14 protein-coding genes are annotated in these 15,881 nt (G+C 60.7%); 1 reads left to right on the top strand and 13 read right to left on the bottom strand.

Annotation, left to right across the window (positions count from 1 at the left end):
- Window positions 1-2: 2 nt before the first annotated feature.
- The 4 genes from LCH64_RS03965 to zwf form a co-directional block, all read right to left on the bottom strand.
- Window positions 3-728 (bottom strand): intradiol ring-cleavage dioxygenase, encoded by a 726-nt coding sequence (locus tag LCH64_RS03965; protein WP_226499551.1) that lies wholly within the window; start codon window positions 726-728, stop codon window positions 3-5.
- Between the two features lie 161 nt (window positions 729-889).
- Window positions 890-1,555: a bifunctional 4-hydroxy-2-oxoglutarate aldolase/2-dehydro-3-deoxy-phosphogluconate aldolase gene (locus tag LCH64_RS03960; protein ID WP_003227433.1), complete on the bottom strand. Its 666-nt coding sequence runs from the start codon at window positions 1,553-1,555 to the stop codon at window positions 890-892.
- A gap of 17 nt (window positions 1,556-1,572) precedes the next feature.
- Window positions 1,573-2,286 (bottom strand): 6-phosphogluconolactonase, encoded by a 714-nt coding sequence (pgl, locus tag LCH64_RS03955; RefSeq protein ID WP_226499550.1) that lies wholly within the window; start codon window positions 2,284-2,286, stop codon window positions 1,573-1,575.
- Window positions 2,273-3,739: a glucose-6-phosphate dehydrogenase gene (gene zwf / locus LCH64_RS03950; RefSeq protein ID WP_201136768.1), complete on the bottom strand. Its 1,467-nt coding sequence runs from the start codon at window positions 3,737-3,739 to the stop codon at window positions 2,273-2,275. Before zwf ends, pgl begins: the two co-directional genes overlap by 14 nt.
- Window positions 3,740-3,965: 226 nt before the next feature.
- Here zwf and LCH64_RS03945 point away from each other — a divergent pair, with 226 nt between their 5' ends.
- Entirely contained in the window at window positions 3,966-4,826 is an 861-nt protein-coding gene (locus LCH64_RS03945; RefSeq protein ID WP_169432688.1) for a MurR/RpiR family transcriptional regulator, read from the top strand.
- A 137-nt stretch (window positions 4,827-4,963) separates the two neighbouring features.
- Here the strand turns inward: LCH64_RS03945 and LCH64_RS03940 are convergent, their stop codons facing one another.
- From LCH64_RS03940 to LCH64_RS03900, 9 genes are all read right to left on the bottom strand, one after another.
- Window positions 4,964-5,818, bottom strand: a complete 855-nt coding sequence (locus tag LCH64_RS03940; RefSeq protein ID WP_007969321.1) for a D-hexose-6-phosphate mutarotase — start codon at window positions 5,816-5,818, stop codon at window positions 4,964-4,966.
- 287 nt (window positions 5,819-6,105) lie between these two features.
- Window positions 6,106-7,455, bottom strand: a complete 1,350-nt coding sequence (locus LCH64_RS03935) for a carbohydrate porin (protein WP_226499549.1) — start codon at window positions 7,453-7,455, stop codon at window positions 6,106-6,108.
- Between the two features lie 195 nt (window positions 7,456-7,650).
- Complete coding sequence (ugpC, locus tag LCH64_RS03930) at window positions 7,651-8,811, bottom strand: sn-glycerol-3-phosphate ABC transporter ATP-binding protein UgpC (RefSeq protein WP_226499548.1); 1,161 nt, start codon at window positions 8,809-8,811, stop codon at window positions 7,651-7,653.
- Between the two features lie 2 nt (window positions 8,812-8,813).
- Entirely contained in the window at window positions 8,814-9,659 is an 846-nt protein-coding gene (locus LCH64_RS03925; protein ID WP_098965243.1) for a carbohydrate ABC transporter permease, read from the bottom strand.
- A complete protein-coding gene (locus tag LCH64_RS03920) occupies window positions 9,652-10,560 on the bottom strand; it encodes a sugar ABC transporter permease (RefSeq protein WP_226499547.1) in 909 nt (302 codons plus the stop codon). The genes LCH64_RS03925 and LCH64_RS03920 overlap by 8 nt, the downstream gene beginning before the upstream one ends.
- A gap of 140 nt (window positions 10,561-10,700) precedes the next feature.
- Window positions 10,701-12,002, bottom strand: coding sequence for an ABC transporter substrate-binding protein (locus tag LCH64_RS03915; RefSeq protein ID WP_003227454.1), 1,302 nt, complete (start codon window positions 12,000-12,002; stop codon window positions 10,701-10,703).
- A 118-nt stretch (window positions 12,003-12,120) separates the two neighbouring features.
- A complete protein-coding gene (locus LCH64_RS03910; protein WP_226499546.1) occupies window positions 12,121-13,380 on the bottom strand; it encodes an AGE family epimerase/isomerase in 1,260 nt (419 codons plus the stop codon).
- Between the two features lie 218 nt (window positions 13,381-13,598).
- The gene (locus LCH64_RS03905; RefSeq protein WP_103521239.1) at window positions 13,599-15,068 is read right to left on the bottom strand and encodes an ATP-binding protein; all 1,470 of its coding nucleotides are present in this window, start codon (window positions 15,066-15,068) and stop codon (window positions 13,599-13,601) included.
- Complete coding sequence (locus LCH64_RS03900) at window positions 15,058-15,789, bottom strand: response regulator transcription factor (protein WP_226499545.1); 732 nt, start codon at window positions 15,787-15,789, stop codon at window positions 15,058-15,060. The genes LCH64_RS03905 and LCH64_RS03900 overlap by 11 nt, the downstream gene beginning before the upstream one ends.
- Window positions 15,790-15,881 lie beyond the last annotated feature (92 nt).

The raw sequence follows: 15,881 nt of genomic DNA, 5'->3' as shown, positions 1-15,881 counted from the left end.
GCTCACACGGTGTACTTGTCGAAGTCCTCGGGTTTGATCTGCGACGAGGCGGCAAAGGTGTCGATGCCGATAGTCAGGTGGCCGAAGAAACCGTCCTCGTGAGAGTCTCGGCCGATCGGCCACACGGTCAGCGTCGAATCTTCGCCGCCCATGTTGCTGTAGTAGCTGTCATCGGCGTTGTTCAAGGGTGCCGAGGCACGCCCGCGATAGTCCCGGGCATTGAGCACCGCGCGTGACACCACTTCGGGGAAATACAGCTGGCCGACCCAGGCCACGTTGCGCTCCGCCAGATATTCAGTGCCGGCGACAATGCGCACTGCCACATGAATGTGCAGCGCTCGCCCGGCATAGAACCCCGGATAGATCGTGGTGAATCGTGCCCGTCCCTGTTGATCGCAGAACTGGCTGCCGCGCAGGTAGGTGTCATTGTCGGTACGCGGCACTGAACCGACGGCATCGGAATCGACCTCCAGATCCGGATTGATCCGGCTCCAACCCGAATAGGCGCCCCGTGCATTGCAGTGCCAGATGTCCACCAGCGCCCCGCTCACCGGCTCGCCGGTCATCGCGTCGACGATGCTCAGGCGCAACAGCAAGGGCAGCCCTTCGGCGCCTTCGCTGATGTTGCGACGCAGCAGTTTTGGATTGCGAAAATACGGCCCGGCGATCTGTTCGGGGGCCAACTGATAGATCGATGATGACGGTGCGGTTGAAGTATCTCGTTCCATGACGCGTTCTCTCTTCCATAAGAGAACGCAGATTAACGGCGCACGAGCGCCGCAGTGCGGTAACTATGTATCGCGCCATTTCTCGGGGCAAAAAAAAACGGTGCACCGACCAAGCGCACCGTAAAGCCGTAGAACACACAACGAAGTGTCAGGTAAAACGTTTAGTCCAGCAGCGCCAGGGCCTCGGCGGTGCATTCCTGAATGCGCGCCCAATCGCCGTTCTTGATCCACTCGGGATCGAGCATCCAGCTGCCGCCCACGCACATGACGTTTTTCAGCGCCATGTAACTCTTGATGTTGGCCGGGCCGACGCCACCGGTCGGGCAGAATTTCACTTCGCCGAACGGGCCGCCGAGGGCCTTGATGGCTGCCACGCCGCCGCTGACTTCCGCCGGGAACAGCTTGAAGCGGCGGTAACCCAGGCCATAGCCTTCCATGATGCCGGAGGCGTTGCTGATGCCGGGCAACAGCGGAATCGGGCTGTCGACGCTGGCTTCGAGCAGGTCACGGGTGATGCCCGGGGTGACGATGAACTGCGAACCCGCCGCTTCCGCCGCCGCGAGCATGTTGCGATCCAGTACGGTGCCGGCACCGGTCACCAGCTCCGGACGCTGCTCACGCAGGATCTGGATCGCCTTGAGCCCGAACTGCGAGCGCAGGGTCACTTCCAGCGCGGTCAGGCCACCGGCGGCCAGCGCGTCGGCCAATGGCAGCACGTCCTGTTCACGGGCGATGGTGATCACTGGCAGGATCCGCGCCTTGGCGCAGAGGCTGTCGATCAGGGCAACTTTGTCCGCCATGGAAACGGTCGGGGATGGATTTTTCATAGCGGCTGATCCTTGGCTCATGGGCACCAGTAAATCTCTAACGTAGGTTGCAGAAACGCGCGTACCGGCATGGCCGCGACGTCGTCGGATGCCAGCGCGGCATTCAGGGTGGTCAGTTTCGACTGACCGGAAATCGACAGAATCTTGTGCTTTGCCGAAGCCAGCAGCGCGCGGCTCATGGTCAGGCGTTGACGCGGCACGCTCGGCGCCAGCATCGGCCAGCAGCGACGAGTGCCGTCGATCTGCAAGGCTTCGGTCAGGTTCGGGCTGTCGGGGAACAGCGACGCGGTGTGACCGTCATCACCCATGCCCAGCACCAGCACGTCGATCGGCGGCAACTCGCCCAGCAGCCGATCGGCGTGCTCCGCAGCCTGCTCGACGTTGGCCGCCGCGCTATAAAGGCTTAGGAACGTTGCCTTGGCCGCCGGGCCCTTGAGCAGATACTGCTTGAGCAGGCCGGCATTGCTGTCGGCATGCTCCACCGGCACCCAGCGCTCGTCGGCAAGGGTCACGACGACCTTCGACCAGTCCAGCTCCTGCTTGGCCAGGTGCTGGAAAAACGCCACCGGACTGCGACCGCCAGAGACCACCAGCACCGCGTTGCCGCGTGCAGCGATGGCATCGCTCAGCTGCTTGGCGACATTCAGCGCCAGACCTTCAGCCAACAGCACCGGGCTCTTGAATGGGTGAGCGTGCACGCCCGCAGGCAGTTTCACATCAGATATCGCCATACCACGACCTCCCGTCCCGCGTGATCAGTGCAATCGAGCTCATCGGCCCCCACGACCCGGCCGCATACGGCTTGGGCGCGTCACCGGATTTTTTCCAGCCGGCGATCAACTGGTCACACCACTTCCACGCGGCTTCGATTTCATCTTTACGGACAAACAGGTTCTGATTGCCGTTCATCACTTCCAGCAACAACCGCTCGTAGGCATCGGGGATCCGTGCGCTGCGCCAGGTGTCGGAGAAATTCAGTTGCAGCGGCCCGCTGCGCAGTTGCATGCCTTTGTCCAGGCCCTGCTCCTTGGTCATCACACGCAAGGAAATGCCTTCGTCCGGTTGCAGACGGATGATCAGTTTGTTGCTGATCTGCAGGCGCTGTTCCGGCGCAAAGATGTAGTGCGACGGTTCCTTGAAGTGGATGACAATCTGCGACAGTTTCTGTGGCATGCGCTTGCCGGTACGCAGGTAGAACGGCACGCCGGCCCAGCGCCAGTTGCGGATGTCGGCACGCAGGGCGACGAAGGTTTCGGTGTCGCTCTGGGTGTTGGAATTCGGTTCTTCGAGGTAGCCCGGCACGGACTGGCCTTCGCTGTGGCCGGCGATGTACTGACCACGTACCACCTGAGTGGTCAGGCCTTCCGGGCTGATCGGTGCCAGCGCCTTGAGCACTTTGACCTTTTCATCACGGATGCTGTCGGCGGACAGGTCGGCCGGCGGGTCCATGGCAATCAGGCACAGCAGCTGCAACAGGTGATTCTGGATCATGTCGCGCAGTTGGCCGGCCTTGTCGAAATAGCCCCAACGGCCTTCGATGCCGACCTTCTCGGCCACGGTGATTTCCACGTGGGAGATGTAATTCTGGTTCCACTGGGTTTCGAACAGGCTGTTGGCGAAACGCAGGGCGATCAGGTTCTGGACGGTCTCCTTACCCAGGTAGTGGTCGATGCGGTAGGTGCGGTTCTCCGGGAAGAACTGCGCCACGGCGTCGTTCACTTTGCGCGAGGATTCCAGATCGGAGCCGATCGGCTTTTCCAGCACCACACGGGTGTTTTCTGCCAGACCGACTTTCGCCAGGTTCTCGCAGATCGCGCCGTACACCGCTGCCGGTGTGGCGAAGTAGGCAATCATGCGTTGCGTGGTGCCAGCGGCTTCGGCCAGCGCCACATAGTCTTCAGCCTTGAGGAAGTCGACGTGCAGGTAGCTCAGGCGCGCCAGAAAGCGCTCGGCCACGGCCTCGTCCAGCTCTTTGCCGACGTAACGGCGCAATTCGGCGGCGATGAACGCCATGTGCTGCTGCTCGGAACCGGGTTCACGGGCCAGCGCGATGATGCGCGTGTCTTCGTGCAACAGGTCGGCGCCATCGAGGTGATAAAGGGCAGGAAACAGCTTGCGCAGGGCCAGATCGCCCAGAGCGCCGAACAAGGCAAAGGTGCACGGTTCAACCGTAATCGAAGGCATGATGTTTGTTCTTTTATCAAGTTAAGCTACAAATACCTTTTTTCAAGGCATCACTCAAGGGAAAATGTAGTAATAACCACAACATTTTCGCAAAATACAGATTCCGAGTGGTGGTCGGTCGGAGCCATCAGTAGGATAGGCCACCGTTACGGGCCATATCAAAGGCCCAATTTGCATAGCCCGGCGCACCTTTGCGCAGGTGAATTAGGAATTCCATATGGACCGCGTGCGAAATTTACTGGAACAGATCCAGAGTCGCCTTGAAGAGCTGAACAAGGCCGAACGCAAAGTCGCCGAGGTGATCCTGCTCAACCCGCAGCAGGCCACCCGCTTCAGCATCGCCGCCCTCGCCCAGGCAGCAAAGGTGAGCGAGCCGACGGTCAACCGTTTCTGCCGTTCGTTCGGTGTCAGCGGCTACCCCGAACTCAAGCTGCAACTGGCGCAGAGCCTGGCCAGCGGCGCGGCGTATGTCAGCCGTGCGGTGGAGGCCGATGACAATCCCGAGGCCTACACGCAGAAGATTTTCGGCAGCGCCATCGCCTCGCTCGACAGTGCTTGTCAGGCGCTCGATCCGAACCTGATCAGCCGCGCCGTCGACCTGTTGATTCAGGCCCGGCAGATCCACTTCTTCGGCCTCGGTGCTTCGGCGCCGGTGGCGCTGGACGCGCAGCACAAGTTCTTCCGTTTCAACCTCGCCGTCACCGCCCATGCGGATGTGCTGATGCAGCGGATGATTGCTTCGGTGGCGCACACCGGTGAGCTGTTCGTGATCATTTCCTATACCGGCCGCACCCGCGAGCTGGTGGAAGTGGCGCGCATCGCCCGGGAGAACGGCGCTTCGGTGCTGGGCCTGACCGCCGAGAATTCGCCGCTGGCCAAGGCCAGCACCCTGAGCCTGAACATTCCGCTGCCGGAAGACACCGACATCTATATGCCGATGACCTCGCGGATCATTCAGTTGACCGTGCTCGATGTATTGGCGACCGGCATGACCTTGCGCCGTGGGGTGGATTTCCAGCCGCATCTGCGCAAGATCAAAGAGAGCTTGAATGCGAGCCGGTATCCGGTGGGTGACGAGTTCAACTGATCCAGAATTTAGGCTGATTGATCCGGCCTCTTCGCGAGCAAGCCCGCTCCCACCGGCGATCGGGTTCCTTCAATTGGAATGCCATATACTGTGGGAGCGGGCTTGTTCGCGAAGGCGTCAGCCGACTCACCACAAATCTAGGCCGCAGCCCACGCCTGCAAACTCAAGTGCGCCTTCTCCCCCGGCGCCAGATGCAGGCTGTCGGTGCCCCCCGCCGCCGCTTCGACACAGACAAACTCCGTCACTTCATCCCAACTCACGCCCAACAGCGGTCGCGAGCCGGGATGCCAGACCACGGTGTCGCCACTGTCACCGGTATCGATGCACAACTCGCGCTGCCAGGCGTGATCCTTGAGCTGCAATTCGCCGTCGTGCTGGAACACCCGCTGACAACCACCATCGACGCGCAACTCGCCTTCCTGCTGGCAGGACTGGCGGCTCAACTGGTCGTAACCCTGCGCGCCTTCGAGGCCAGACAGCGCTATCTCACCAACATCGCCAATACGCCAGTAAGCGTGCAAAGCCTGGCTCAACTGGCACGGCATGTCGTCCTGATGCTCGGTGCTCAGGCGTAATTCCATGCGTTCACCAAGGTGCGCGTGCAGGTCGACCTGCCAGTCGCACAACTGCAATTGCCAGTGCAGGCGCACGCCATCTTCGGCGCTGCTGCTGTCGAGCAGCTTCCAGTCGAGCAGTCGTGCCCAGCCATGGGATGGCCAGGCATTTTCGCTCGGATGGCGGCCATACCACGGCCAGCACACCGGCACGCCGCCACGAATGGCGCCAACGTGCGGCCACTTCGCCGCACACCACAACCACGGTTTCTGCCCGCGTGGCTGAAAGTGCAGCAACTGCGCGCCCTGCCGACTGAACACCGCCTGACACAGCGGATGGTCGATCACCAGCACATCGCGCATCTGATAGCGCTCCCAGGCGAACACCGGTCGTTCGCGCAGGGATTTGAAGAAGCGTTGCAGCGGATGCTCATGCATTGGCCACGGTCCTGAAAGTCATGGGGGTTCTCAACAATCCACATTGCTCTTGTGGCGAGGGAGCTTGCTCCCGCTGGGCTGCGAAGCGGCCCCGAAACCTTTCACTGCGGTGTGTCATTTAAACCTCATCATCAGGATTTACGACTGCTGCGCAGCCGAGCGGGAGCAAGCTCCCTCGCCACAAATGGGTACGACACAAACCTTGTATACGAGTGTCGCAAAAAAAAGCGGACAGCCTTGGCTGTCCGCAAATATGCGCACATAGAGAGGAGCTTATCGCAGACGCGTTAGAACACCGACTGAATTTTCAGGCCAGCGACCAAAGCGTTGTCCACTGCATCGACACCACCCGGGTGAGTGATGTACTGCAGGTTAGGACGTACAGTCAGCCAGTTGGTGACGTGGAAGCCGTAGTTGATCTCGTAGTTGTATTCGGTATCACGAATCGGCGAGAACACCGGATTGTCGTAGTCCGAAACACCGTTGGAAGCATTGAGCAGTTCGGCGTTTTTCTTCACGTCATCGTTGACGTGGATACGCGCCGCCCCAATGCCGACGTCATCCTTCGGACGCGCGTCGAACGGGCCTTTGTAAACAAACATCACCGACTGGTAGTTGTCGATGAAGTTGGTGTCCTTGTCGTGGAACGTGGCGTTGGCCGCAATGTTCAGACCGCGCGATGCATCACCGTTGTGACTGGTGAGTTGCTGTTGCGCGACGAACCAGTAGCCGTGTTTGCTGCTGTGGGTCTTGTACGCGTCGCCAGTGGTCGCCGCGTCGAAACCGTTGACGTCTTCGCGGACGTCATTGGCATCAGCCGTGCTCTTGTAGTAACCGACGCGGTATTCGCCCGGCAGGCTGTTGACCTTCGGCGACCAGACCAGCTCGACGGGCAATACGGTACCGGCAGTACCGCTGCCGCTGAGCTTGAAGCCGTTGCCGTGTTCCAGTTGCGACGGGTTCTGGTTGTACGCACCGATCTGCGCGTAGAGCTCGTCGTTGATGTTGTACTTCACGCGGATCGCGGCCTGACTGACTGGCCAGTTGTACCAGATGTTGGTCGCCCAGTTACCCACTTGCGAACCGCAGAACGCCAGGTTCTGGAAGTCGCACGGGAAGGTGTTGAAGTCTTCGCCTTCGCCGAAGTAACCGGCCTTGACGTCGAGCTTGTTGTCGAAGAACTGGTGCTGAATCCACAACTGGGTCAGACGCACCATGTGGCCACGACCGTAGACTTCCTGCGAAGACGACAGAGTGCCGGCACGCGGATCGCCCACGCGATCGTTGGAGATGTTGTAGCCGTTACGGTTGGTCAGCTGGATCTTCGCCTGGGTGTTATCCCAGCCCCAGAGTTTTTGCAGATCCAGTGCCACGCCCAGACCGAACTGGTCAGCGTAACGCGCAGTCTTGTCGTCGTTGTAGCCGCCATGCAGGTTGCCACCGACTTCCCCAACGTAGTCGGCCTTGATGTCGATACCTTGCTCGATCAGCTTGGTCCGCTCGCCACCCCAGTCGCCGGTCATCCATTTCGAATCGGAGCTGAATGCATCGGCAGCCATTGCATTGCCGGCCAGCACCAATGCCGCCGCAGCTGACACTTGGCAGATCAACCGGGCATTGACGTGTTTCTTTTTCATCCCTACATCCTCGTCTTTATTGTTATTAACTGTTTTTTCCAACGTGGTTTACATAAAAAGTGCGGCGAACGACAGGCCGAACACCACTTTTCCCCTGTGGGAGCGGGCTTGCTCGCGAAGGCGTCATGTCAGTCGCCATGTGTGCTGCCTGACACTCCGTTTTCGCGAGCAAGCCCGCTCCCACATTTTTGATCTTCAGCGACCCTTGAATTGCGCCACGTTCGCCGACCGCGCGTCAGTCTGCGCCTGGCCCGCAACGCCCAGACGCTCGCCAGTCTTGGCATCGAACAACAACACTTTCGACGGATCGAATTGCAGGGTCAGGGTCTCGCCCACCTGCGGTGCCACGTCCGGTGCCAGACGGCAGCAGACCTTGGTTTCATTTAGGTTGACGAACACCAGAGTGTCCGGACCGGTCGGCTCGGTGACCTGCACTTCGGCCTTGATGCTTGGCAGGCCATTGCCCTCGCCGTTTGCCAGGACGATCTGTTCCGGGCGCAGACCGAGGATCACTTCGCGATCTTCCAGACCGGCGTCCTGCATGCTCATCGGCAGTTCGCAACGGGCCTGGCCGCTGTCGAGCAGCGCCAGCAGACGACCGTCCTTGCGCTGCAGGCGCAGCGGAATGAAGTTCATCGGCGGCGAACCGATGAAGCTCGCCACGAACAGGTTGGCCGGATCGTTGTAGATCTCTTTCGGCGTGCCGAACTGCTGAATGATCCCGTCCTTCATCACCGCCACTTTGTCGCCCAGGGTCATCGCTTCGATCTGGTCGTGGGTCACGTAGACCGTGGTGGTTTTCAGGCGCTGGTGCATCAGTTTCATTTCGGTGCGCATCTCGACGCGCAGCTTGGCGTCGAGGTTGGACAGCGGTTCGTCAAACAGATAGATCTTCGGCCGACGCGCCAACGCACGGCCCATCGCCACGCGCTGTTGCTGACCACCGGAGAGCTGGCCCGGCTTGCGGTTGAGCAGGTGTTCGATCTGCAGTAGCTTGGCCACACGCGCGACTTCTTCGTCGATTGCCGACTGCGGCATCTTGCGGATCTTCAGACCGAACTCGATGTTCTCGCGCACGCTCATGGTCGGATACAGCGCGTAGGACTGGAACACCATGGCGATGTCGCGATCCTTCGGGCTCATGCCGCTGACGTCCTGGTCGCCGATCATGATCGCGCCACCGGTGATGGTCTCGAGGCCGGCGATGCAGTTCATCAGGGTCGACTTGCCGCAGCCAGACGGGCCGACGAGGATCAGGAACTCACCGTCCTTGATCGACAGTTCGATGTTCTTCAGGGTGTCCGGCAGGCCGGCACCGTAGGTCTTGTTGACGTTGCGAAGTTCGAGCGTTGCCATGATTACCCCTTGACTGCGCCGGCCGTCAGCCCGCGCACGAAATACTTGCCTGCGACCACATAGACCAGCAGGGTCGGCAGGCCGGCGATCATCGCCGCTGCCATATCCACGTTGTATTCCTTGGCCCCGGTGCTGGTGTTGACCAGGTTGTTCAGCGCCACCGTGATCGGTTGCGAATCACCGCTGGAGAACACCACACCGAACAGGAAGTCGTTCCAGATCTGGGTGAACTGCCAGATCAGGCAGACCATGATGATCGGGGTCGACATCGGCAGAATGATCCGCCGGAAAATCGTGAAGAAACCCGCGCCATCCAGACGCGCAGCCTTCACTAGCGCATCGGGAATGCTCACGTAGTAGTTACGGAAGAACAGCGTAGTAAACGCCAGACCATAGACTATGTGGACGAACACCAGACCCGTCGTGGTGCTGGCCAGGCCCATCTTGCCGAGGGTGAACGACGCTGGCAGCAGCACGGTCTGGAACGGCAGGAAGCAGCCGAACAGCAGCAGACCGAAGAACAGCTGCGAACCACGGAAGCGCCACATCGACAGTACGTAACCGTTCAGCGCGCCGATGGCGGTGGAGATGATCACCGCCGGCACGGTGATCTTGATCGAGTTCCAGAAGTAACCGTCAACCGTGGCCCAGGCCTTGACCCAGCCGATGCCGCTGACCACGGTCGGCCAGCTCAGCAGGTTGCCGGTGCTGATATCTTCCGGGGTCTTGAAGCTGGTCAGCAGCATCACCACCAGCGGAATCAGGTACAGCAGGACAGCGAGGATCAACACCGCGTAGATCGCGACGCGACTCAGGCTGAAGGCGGGTTTGGCAGCGAGACTAGTCATGACGCTTGGTCCTCAGCTCGGAGTACAGGTAAGGCACGATGATCGCGAGAATCGCACCGAGCATCAGAATCGCACTGGCCGAGCCCATGCCCATCTGGCCGCGACTGAAGGTGAAGGAATACATGAACATCGCCGGCAGGTCGGAGGAATAACCCGGGCCACCGGCCGTCATCGCCGCGACCAGGTCGAAGCTCTTGATCGCGATGTGCGCCAGAATCATCACCGCACTGAAGAACACAGGACGCAGGCTTGGCAGCACCACTTTCCAGTAGATGGTCGGCATGCTCGCGCCATCGATCTGTGCGGCACGGATGATCGACTGATCAACGCCACGCAGGCCGGCGAGGAACATTGCCATGATGAAGCCCGAAGCTTGCCACACAGCAGCGATCACCAGGCAGTAAACCACGCGATCCGGGTCGATCAGCCAGTCCAGACGGAAGCCTTCCCAGCCCCAGTCACGCAACAATTTGTCCAGGCCCATGCCCGGGTTGAGCAGCCATTTCCACGCGGTACCGGTGACGATCATCGAGAGCGCCATCGGGTACAGGTAAATGGTGCGGATAAAGCCTTCGCGACGGATGCGCTGGTCGAGGAACACCGCCAGCAGCACGCCGATCACCAGGGTGATGCCAATGAACATGCCACCGAACACCGCGAGGTTCTTGCTCGCGACCCACCAGCGGTCGTTGTCGAACAGCCGGGCGTATTGCGCCAGACCGGCCCACTTGTAGCTGGGCAGAAACGTCGAGGTGGTGAACGACAGCACGAACGTCCACAGGATGTAGCCATAGAAGCCCACCAGCACGATGAACATGCTCGGCGCCAGCACCAGTTTCGGTAGCCAGCGCTGCAGTGCATCGAACGGCGAGGCTTTGCTGAACACAGCAACAGAACTCATGGGGAAATCCAGAATAATTATGTACGAGGGCGTTCCCCTTGTAGGAGTGAGCCTGCTCGCGATTGCGGTGTGTCAGTTGATGAATCCTTTACCTGACAGATCACTATCGCGAGCAGGCTCACTCCTACAGGGGCCAAGGATTACTTGGCCGACTGAACCGCCGCGCCCAGCTTCTTGGCCGCATCGGCCGGATCGGCTTTCGGGTCGTTGATGTAGTTGGTCACCACATCAAAGAACGCGCCCTGCACCGCCAGCGTGGTCGCCATGTTGTGCGCCATGCTCGGCTGCAGGCCGCCCGTCTTGGCGTCTGCCAGGAAGTCCTTGGCAGCGGTCTGCGCGCAGGAGTCGAAACCGAGTTTGTCCATGTTGTTCAACATGTCGTTACGCACCGGGATCGAGCCTTTGTTGATGCTGAAGACTTTCTGGAAGTTTTCACCCAGCACCACTTTGGCGATGTCCTGCTGACCGGCCGCAGTGCCTTTGTCTTTCTGCTTGAACACCGCCAGGGAGTCGATGTTGTAGGTGAACGCCTTGTCGGTACCCGGGAAGGCTACGCACTCGTAATCCTTGCCGGCGACTTTCTTGGCAGCAGTCCACTCGGACTTGGCCCAGTCACCCATGATCTGCATGCCGGCCTTGCCGTTGATGACTTTGGCCGCTTCCAGGTTCCAGTCCTGGCCTTTGCCGTCGACGTCCATGTAGGTCGCGACTTTCTTCAGCTCGGTCAGCGCCTTGACCATCTCGGGGCCGGTCAGCGCTTTGTTGTCCAGATCGACCAGGGCTTTCTTGTAACCATCAACGCCCATGACCGAGAGCACCACGGCTTCGAACACGGTGCTGTCCTGCCAAGGCTGACCGCCGTGGGCGAGCGGGATGAAGCCCGCAGCCTTGAGCTTGTCGCCAGCGGCGTAGAATTCTTCAAGGGTGGTCGGGTTCTTGGTGATGCCGGCTTTCTTGAAGACTTCCGGGTTGATCCACAGCCAGTTCACTCGGTGAATGTTCACCGGTACGGCCACGTAATCACCGTCGTACTTCACGGTATCGGAGACTTTCTTGTCGAGCAGGCTGTCCCACTTCTCTTCTTTGGCCACGTCTTTCAGGACGTCGGTGTCGAGCAGACCGGTGGAGGCCCATTCCTGAATGTCCGGGCCTTTGATCTGGGCGACGCCCGGCGGGTTGCCGGCAACCGCACGACTTTTCAGTACGGTCATGGCCGTGGCACCGCCACCGCCGGCGACAGCGCCGTCTTTCCAGGTAAAGCCGTCTTTTTCGACTTGGGCCTTGAGCACATCGACAGCAGCTTTTTCGCCACCGGACGTCCACCAGTGCACGACTTCGACCGAACCTTTGGATTCGGCAGCGGACACACTGAGGGGCAGAATTGCGAGCGGGAACAGGGAGGCGACAGAAATGACAGTAGCGAGGCGAGAAATCGCATTCATCTGAGATGTACCTTTCTTGTTGTTATGCATGCAAGTCTGGTGCTTGCGCTGCACAGGAGTTTAAACAGGGCGTTTCCCCCCGCAGGTAACGAAGGGACGCGCAAATGTCACCACATGGTTACACAGGAACGGACCGAGATAATTGCGCCAGAGCCGTTGCCATACTCGGTGACAAGGGTAGACGAGGGATCAGCACTGCTTGCCAGGCGTGGTAAAGATCGGGTTTGCCCGGCCAGATATCGGCGCTCGGACGGTTTTGCGGATCGAGTTCGTGATGCCAGCTGCCGTCGCAGCGATCGATGAAATACATCTCGCAGAATTCCCAGAACTGGCGGTACCAGATTTCGTATTGCTGATCGCCAGTGCGTTTGAGCAAGGCACTGGCGGCGGCGCTGGCCTCGGCATGGGTCCAGTGCAAGCGATGGCGGACCACTGCTCTGTTGTCCCAGTCGAGGGTGTAGACGATCCCCGGGGCGCCATCGACGTCCCAGCCGTTTCGGCAGTTCTGTTCGAAGAGTTTTTGCGCATCGGTCGCCAGCCAGCCCGGCGTGAGCATCCCGGCCTGGACCCGCGCCGCTTCGAGGTGCAGCAACAGCCGCGCCCACTCGAAACCGTGGCCCGGCGTGGTGCCGTAAGGGCGGAAGCCATCGGCGGGATTGTCGTGGTTGTACTCGCGCAGCGGTTGCCAGTCGCGATCGAAATGCTCAATCACCATGTAGCCATTGGCGGCGGCGTGACCGTGAATCACTCGCTCGACGATGCGTTGCGCACGCACCAGCCAACGCGGGTCTTCGGTGACATCGGCCAGCGCGAGGAATGCTTCGGTAGCGTGCATGTTGCTGTTGGCGCCGCGATAGGCTTCTTCTTCGCGCCAGTCGCGATTGAAGAATTCGCGCATCGCGCCCTCTTCTTCGCTCCAGAAATAGGTGTCGATGATGTCGATCGCATCATCCAGCAGCGCCTGGGCGCCGGGACGTTGCGCAACCACCGCAGAACTGGCCGCGAGCGCAACGAAAGCATGCAGATAGGCGTTCTTGCCGGTGTTGCCGTCGCGATGTTCCGCGACCGCAAACCAGCCGCCATGCAGCGCATCCCGCAGCGGCCCGCGCAGGGCCGCGATGCCGTGATCGACCAGTTCGGCAAACCCCGGCAAGCCCTGAATGTGAGCCATGGCGAAACTGTGGGTCATGCGCGCGGTGTTCATGGTTTCGGCCTGCGCGCTCGCCGGCAAACGGCCGCGCTCGTCGAGGTTGCCGAAACCTTCGGGCAGTCTGGAAGCCTTGGCGAATGCCAGCAGACGCAGGCCTTCGTCGCCGAGCCATTGCTGGTGGGCAGGGGCGTTCAGCCAACTGCTGAAGCCTGGGTGGAAAAGATCCATGGTTGGCCTTTTTTGTTGTTATGACTGCGGGGAGTCTAAACAACGGGCCGCGGTGGGCTTGTAACGAAGGGGGCGGGTTTTGTCACCAGCCTGTGACATAGATCAGAAGTGAAACCTGTGGCAAGGGAGCTTGCTCCCGCTGTGGCGCGAAGCGGCACCCAAAAGACGGCCTGCTACGCAGTCCAGCGGGAGCAAGCTCCCTCGCCACAGGGGTGGTATCAGTCAACACTGCGCGGCAACTGCAACGTCACCCGCAACCCACCCTCACGCAGATTCTGCAACGTCACTTCACCGCCATGGCTGTGAGCGATGTTGCGCGCAATGCCCAGGCCCAGCCCATAACCCTGCTGCTGCCCGGCCAAGCGAAAGTGCGGCTCGAACACCTGCTCCAACCGCTGCTCCGGGACACCCGGGCCTTCATCGTCGACGTGCAGGACAAACGCGCGCTCATCGTCATCGATGTGCAGATGCGCGTTCTGCCCGTACTTCAACGCATTGTCGATCAGGTTGCCGATGCAGCGCTTCAACGCCAGAGGCTTGCCCGGATACGCTGCCAGCGCCTTGCCTTGCTGGGTCACGCGGCCATTGCCGTTGGGCGCCAGATACGGCTCCACCAGACAGTCGAGTACGTGGTTCAAGTCCACCGGCTCGATGTTCTCGTGGATGTCGGTGTCTTTCACGCATTGCAGTGCGCCTTTGACCAGCAGCTCCAACTCATCCAGATCGCGACCGAACTTGGCTTGCAGCTTCTCGTCTTCGAGCAGTTCGACGCGCAAGCGCAGACGGGTGATCGGTGTGCGCAGGTCATGGGAAATCGCGCTGAACAACTGGCTGCGCTCGGTCAGGTAACGGCTGATGCGCTCGCGCATGGTGTTGAACGCACGGCCCACTTCCACCACTTCACTGCCGCCACCCTCGGCCACCGGCTCGACATCGGCGCCCAGCGACAGATCCCGCGCCGCCCGCGCCAGACGCTTGAGCGGCCGGCTCTGCCAGTGCACCAGCAGGCCGATGAACAGCAGCAAAAAGCCGCTGGTGAGGACGATGAACCACACCTGCTGCGCCGGCAGGCCTTGCTCTTCGAGGCTGGTGTAGGGTTCGGGCAACAACGACGCGATGTACAGCCATTCGCCCGGCGCCATCTGAATCTGCGTCACCAGCACCGGCGGATTCACCGGTTCCAGGGTCAACGCGTAATGCGCCCACGAGCGCGGCAGCTCATCGAGTTTCAGCCCGGCATTGAAGATCCGCAGATCCTCGGGGCTGACAAAGGTCACCGAGATATCAGTGTCATGGCCCAGCGACTGACGCAGCACTTCGTCTACTGCTTCAATCACCGCCGCCTTGCGCGGGGTGATCGGCAGCACGTCCATACCCAGCGGCTTGTCATTGAGCGTCACCACAAAACGGGTGCCACCCATGCTGCGCAACTGGTCAAGCACCAGCGGGCGGTACGCCACCGGCAACGAGCGAAAATAACTGACGCTGGCGGTCATCGAATGAGCGAGGCTACGGGCGCTGGTGACCAGGCCTTCGAGCTGGGTGGCACGCAGTTGCGAGACCCAGATCACGCTCGACAACGTCTGCGCGAACAGCACCGCCAACAGGGTCAACAGCAGCATCCGCCCGAGCAGAGAACGCGGCACCGGGACTTTGCTGGCGAGCCGGCGCAGCGACTCAGTGACCATTGCCGGCAACCACATTGGCTGCCAGTTGGTAGCCGCTACCGCGCACGGTGCGGATCAGTCGTGGCGGTTTTTCCGTGTCGCGCAGACGCTGACGCAAGCGGCTGACGGCCATGTCGACAATCCGGTCGAGCGGCATCAGGTCGCGGCCACGGGTGGCGTTGCCGATGGTGTCGCGGTCGAGGATTTCCTGCGGATGATCGAGAAACAACTTCAGCAGCGCGAAGTCGGCACCGGAGAGAATCACTTCTTCGCCGTCGGTGTGGAACAGTCGATGGCTGACCATGTCCAGCCGCCACTCATCGAACGCCAGCACTTCACCGCTGCTGCGCTCCTGACCGAACTGCGCACGTCGCAACAGCGCCTTGATTCGAGCTTGCAGCTCGCGGGGACTGAAGGGTTTGCCGAGGTAGTCATCAGCGCCGAGCTCCAGCCCGATCACGCGGTCGGCTTCGTCGGAACTGGCGGTCAGCATGATGATCGGCACCTGCGCCTGACGCGGATGCTGGCGCACCCAGCGGCACAGGCTGAAACCGTCTTCGTCGGGCAGCATCACATCGAGGATCACCAGATCGCTGGGCGCCTCGTTGAGTGCCTGGCGAAAACTGGCGCCATCGGCTGTGGCCCGCACCTGGAACCCGGCGCGGGTCAGGTAGGTTTCCAGCAACTCGCGTATTTCCTGGTCGTCATCGACCAACAATATCGACTTGTTGACTGAGCTCACTTCGAAGGCATCCTTGTTGTTGGAATTGGGGCGGATTATGCCTTAAGCATCGAACTTGCAAACACTACAGAAACCCCTGTGGGAACAAACCT

Origin of the sequence: Pseudomonas sp. MWU16-30322 (assembly GCF_020515535.1) — a bacterium.
GTDB classification, from domain to species: Bacteria; Pseudomonadota; Gammaproteobacteria; order Pseudomonadales; family Pseudomonadaceae; genus Aquipseudomonas; species Aquipseudomonas fluorescens_H.
This window is presented reverse-complemented; position numbering and strand designations above follow the sequence as displayed.

Bases quoted from the DNA above. Each gene is read 5' to 3' on its own strand.
- LCH64_RS03965 (WP_226499551.1), bottom strand. From the start codon at position 728: ATGGAACGAGATACTTCAACCGCACCGTCATCATCGATCTATCAGTTG.
- LCH64_RS03960 (WP_003227433.1), bottom strand. From the start codon at position 1,555: ATGAAAAATCCATCCCCGACCGTTTCCATGGCGGACAAAGTTGCCCTG.
- pgl (WP_226499550.1), bottom strand. From the start codon at position 2,286: ATGGCGATATCTGATGTGAAACTGCCTGCGGGCGTGCACGCTCACCCA.
- zwf (WP_201136768.1), bottom strand. From the start codon at position 3,739: ATGCCTTCGATTACGGTTGAACCGTGCACCTTTGCCTTGTTCGGCGCT.
- LCH64_RS03940 (WP_007969321.1), bottom strand. From the start codon at position 5,818: ATGCATGAGCATCCGCTGCAACGCTTCTTCAAATCCCTGCGCGAACGA.
- LCH64_RS03935 (WP_226499549.1), bottom strand. From the start codon at position 7,455: ATGAAAAAGAAACACGTCAATGCCCGGTTGATCTGCCAAGTGTCAGCT.
- ugpC (WP_226499548.1), bottom strand. From the start codon at position 8,811: ATGGCAACGCTCGAACTTCGCAACGTCAACAAGACCTACGGTGCCGGC.
- LCH64_RS03925 (WP_098965243.1), bottom strand. From the start codon at position 9,659: ATGACTAGTCTCGCTGCCAAACCCGCCTTCAGCCTGAGTCGCGTCGCG.
- LCH64_RS03920 (WP_226499547.1), bottom strand. From the start codon at position 10,560: ATGAGTTCTGTTGCTGTGTTCAGCAAAGCCTCGCCGTTCGATGCACTG.
- LCH64_RS03915 (WP_003227454.1), bottom strand. From the start codon at position 12,002: ATGAATGCGATTTCTCGCCTCGCTACTGTCATTTCTGTCGCCTCCCTG.
- LCH64_RS03910 (WP_226499546.1), bottom strand. From the start codon at position 13,380: ATGGATCTTTTCCACCCAGGCTTCAGCAGTTGGCTGAACGCCCCTGCC.
- LCH64_RS03905 (WP_103521239.1), bottom strand. From the start codon at position 15,068: ATGGTCACTGAGTCGCTGCGCCGGCTCGCCAGCAAAGTCCCGGTGCCG.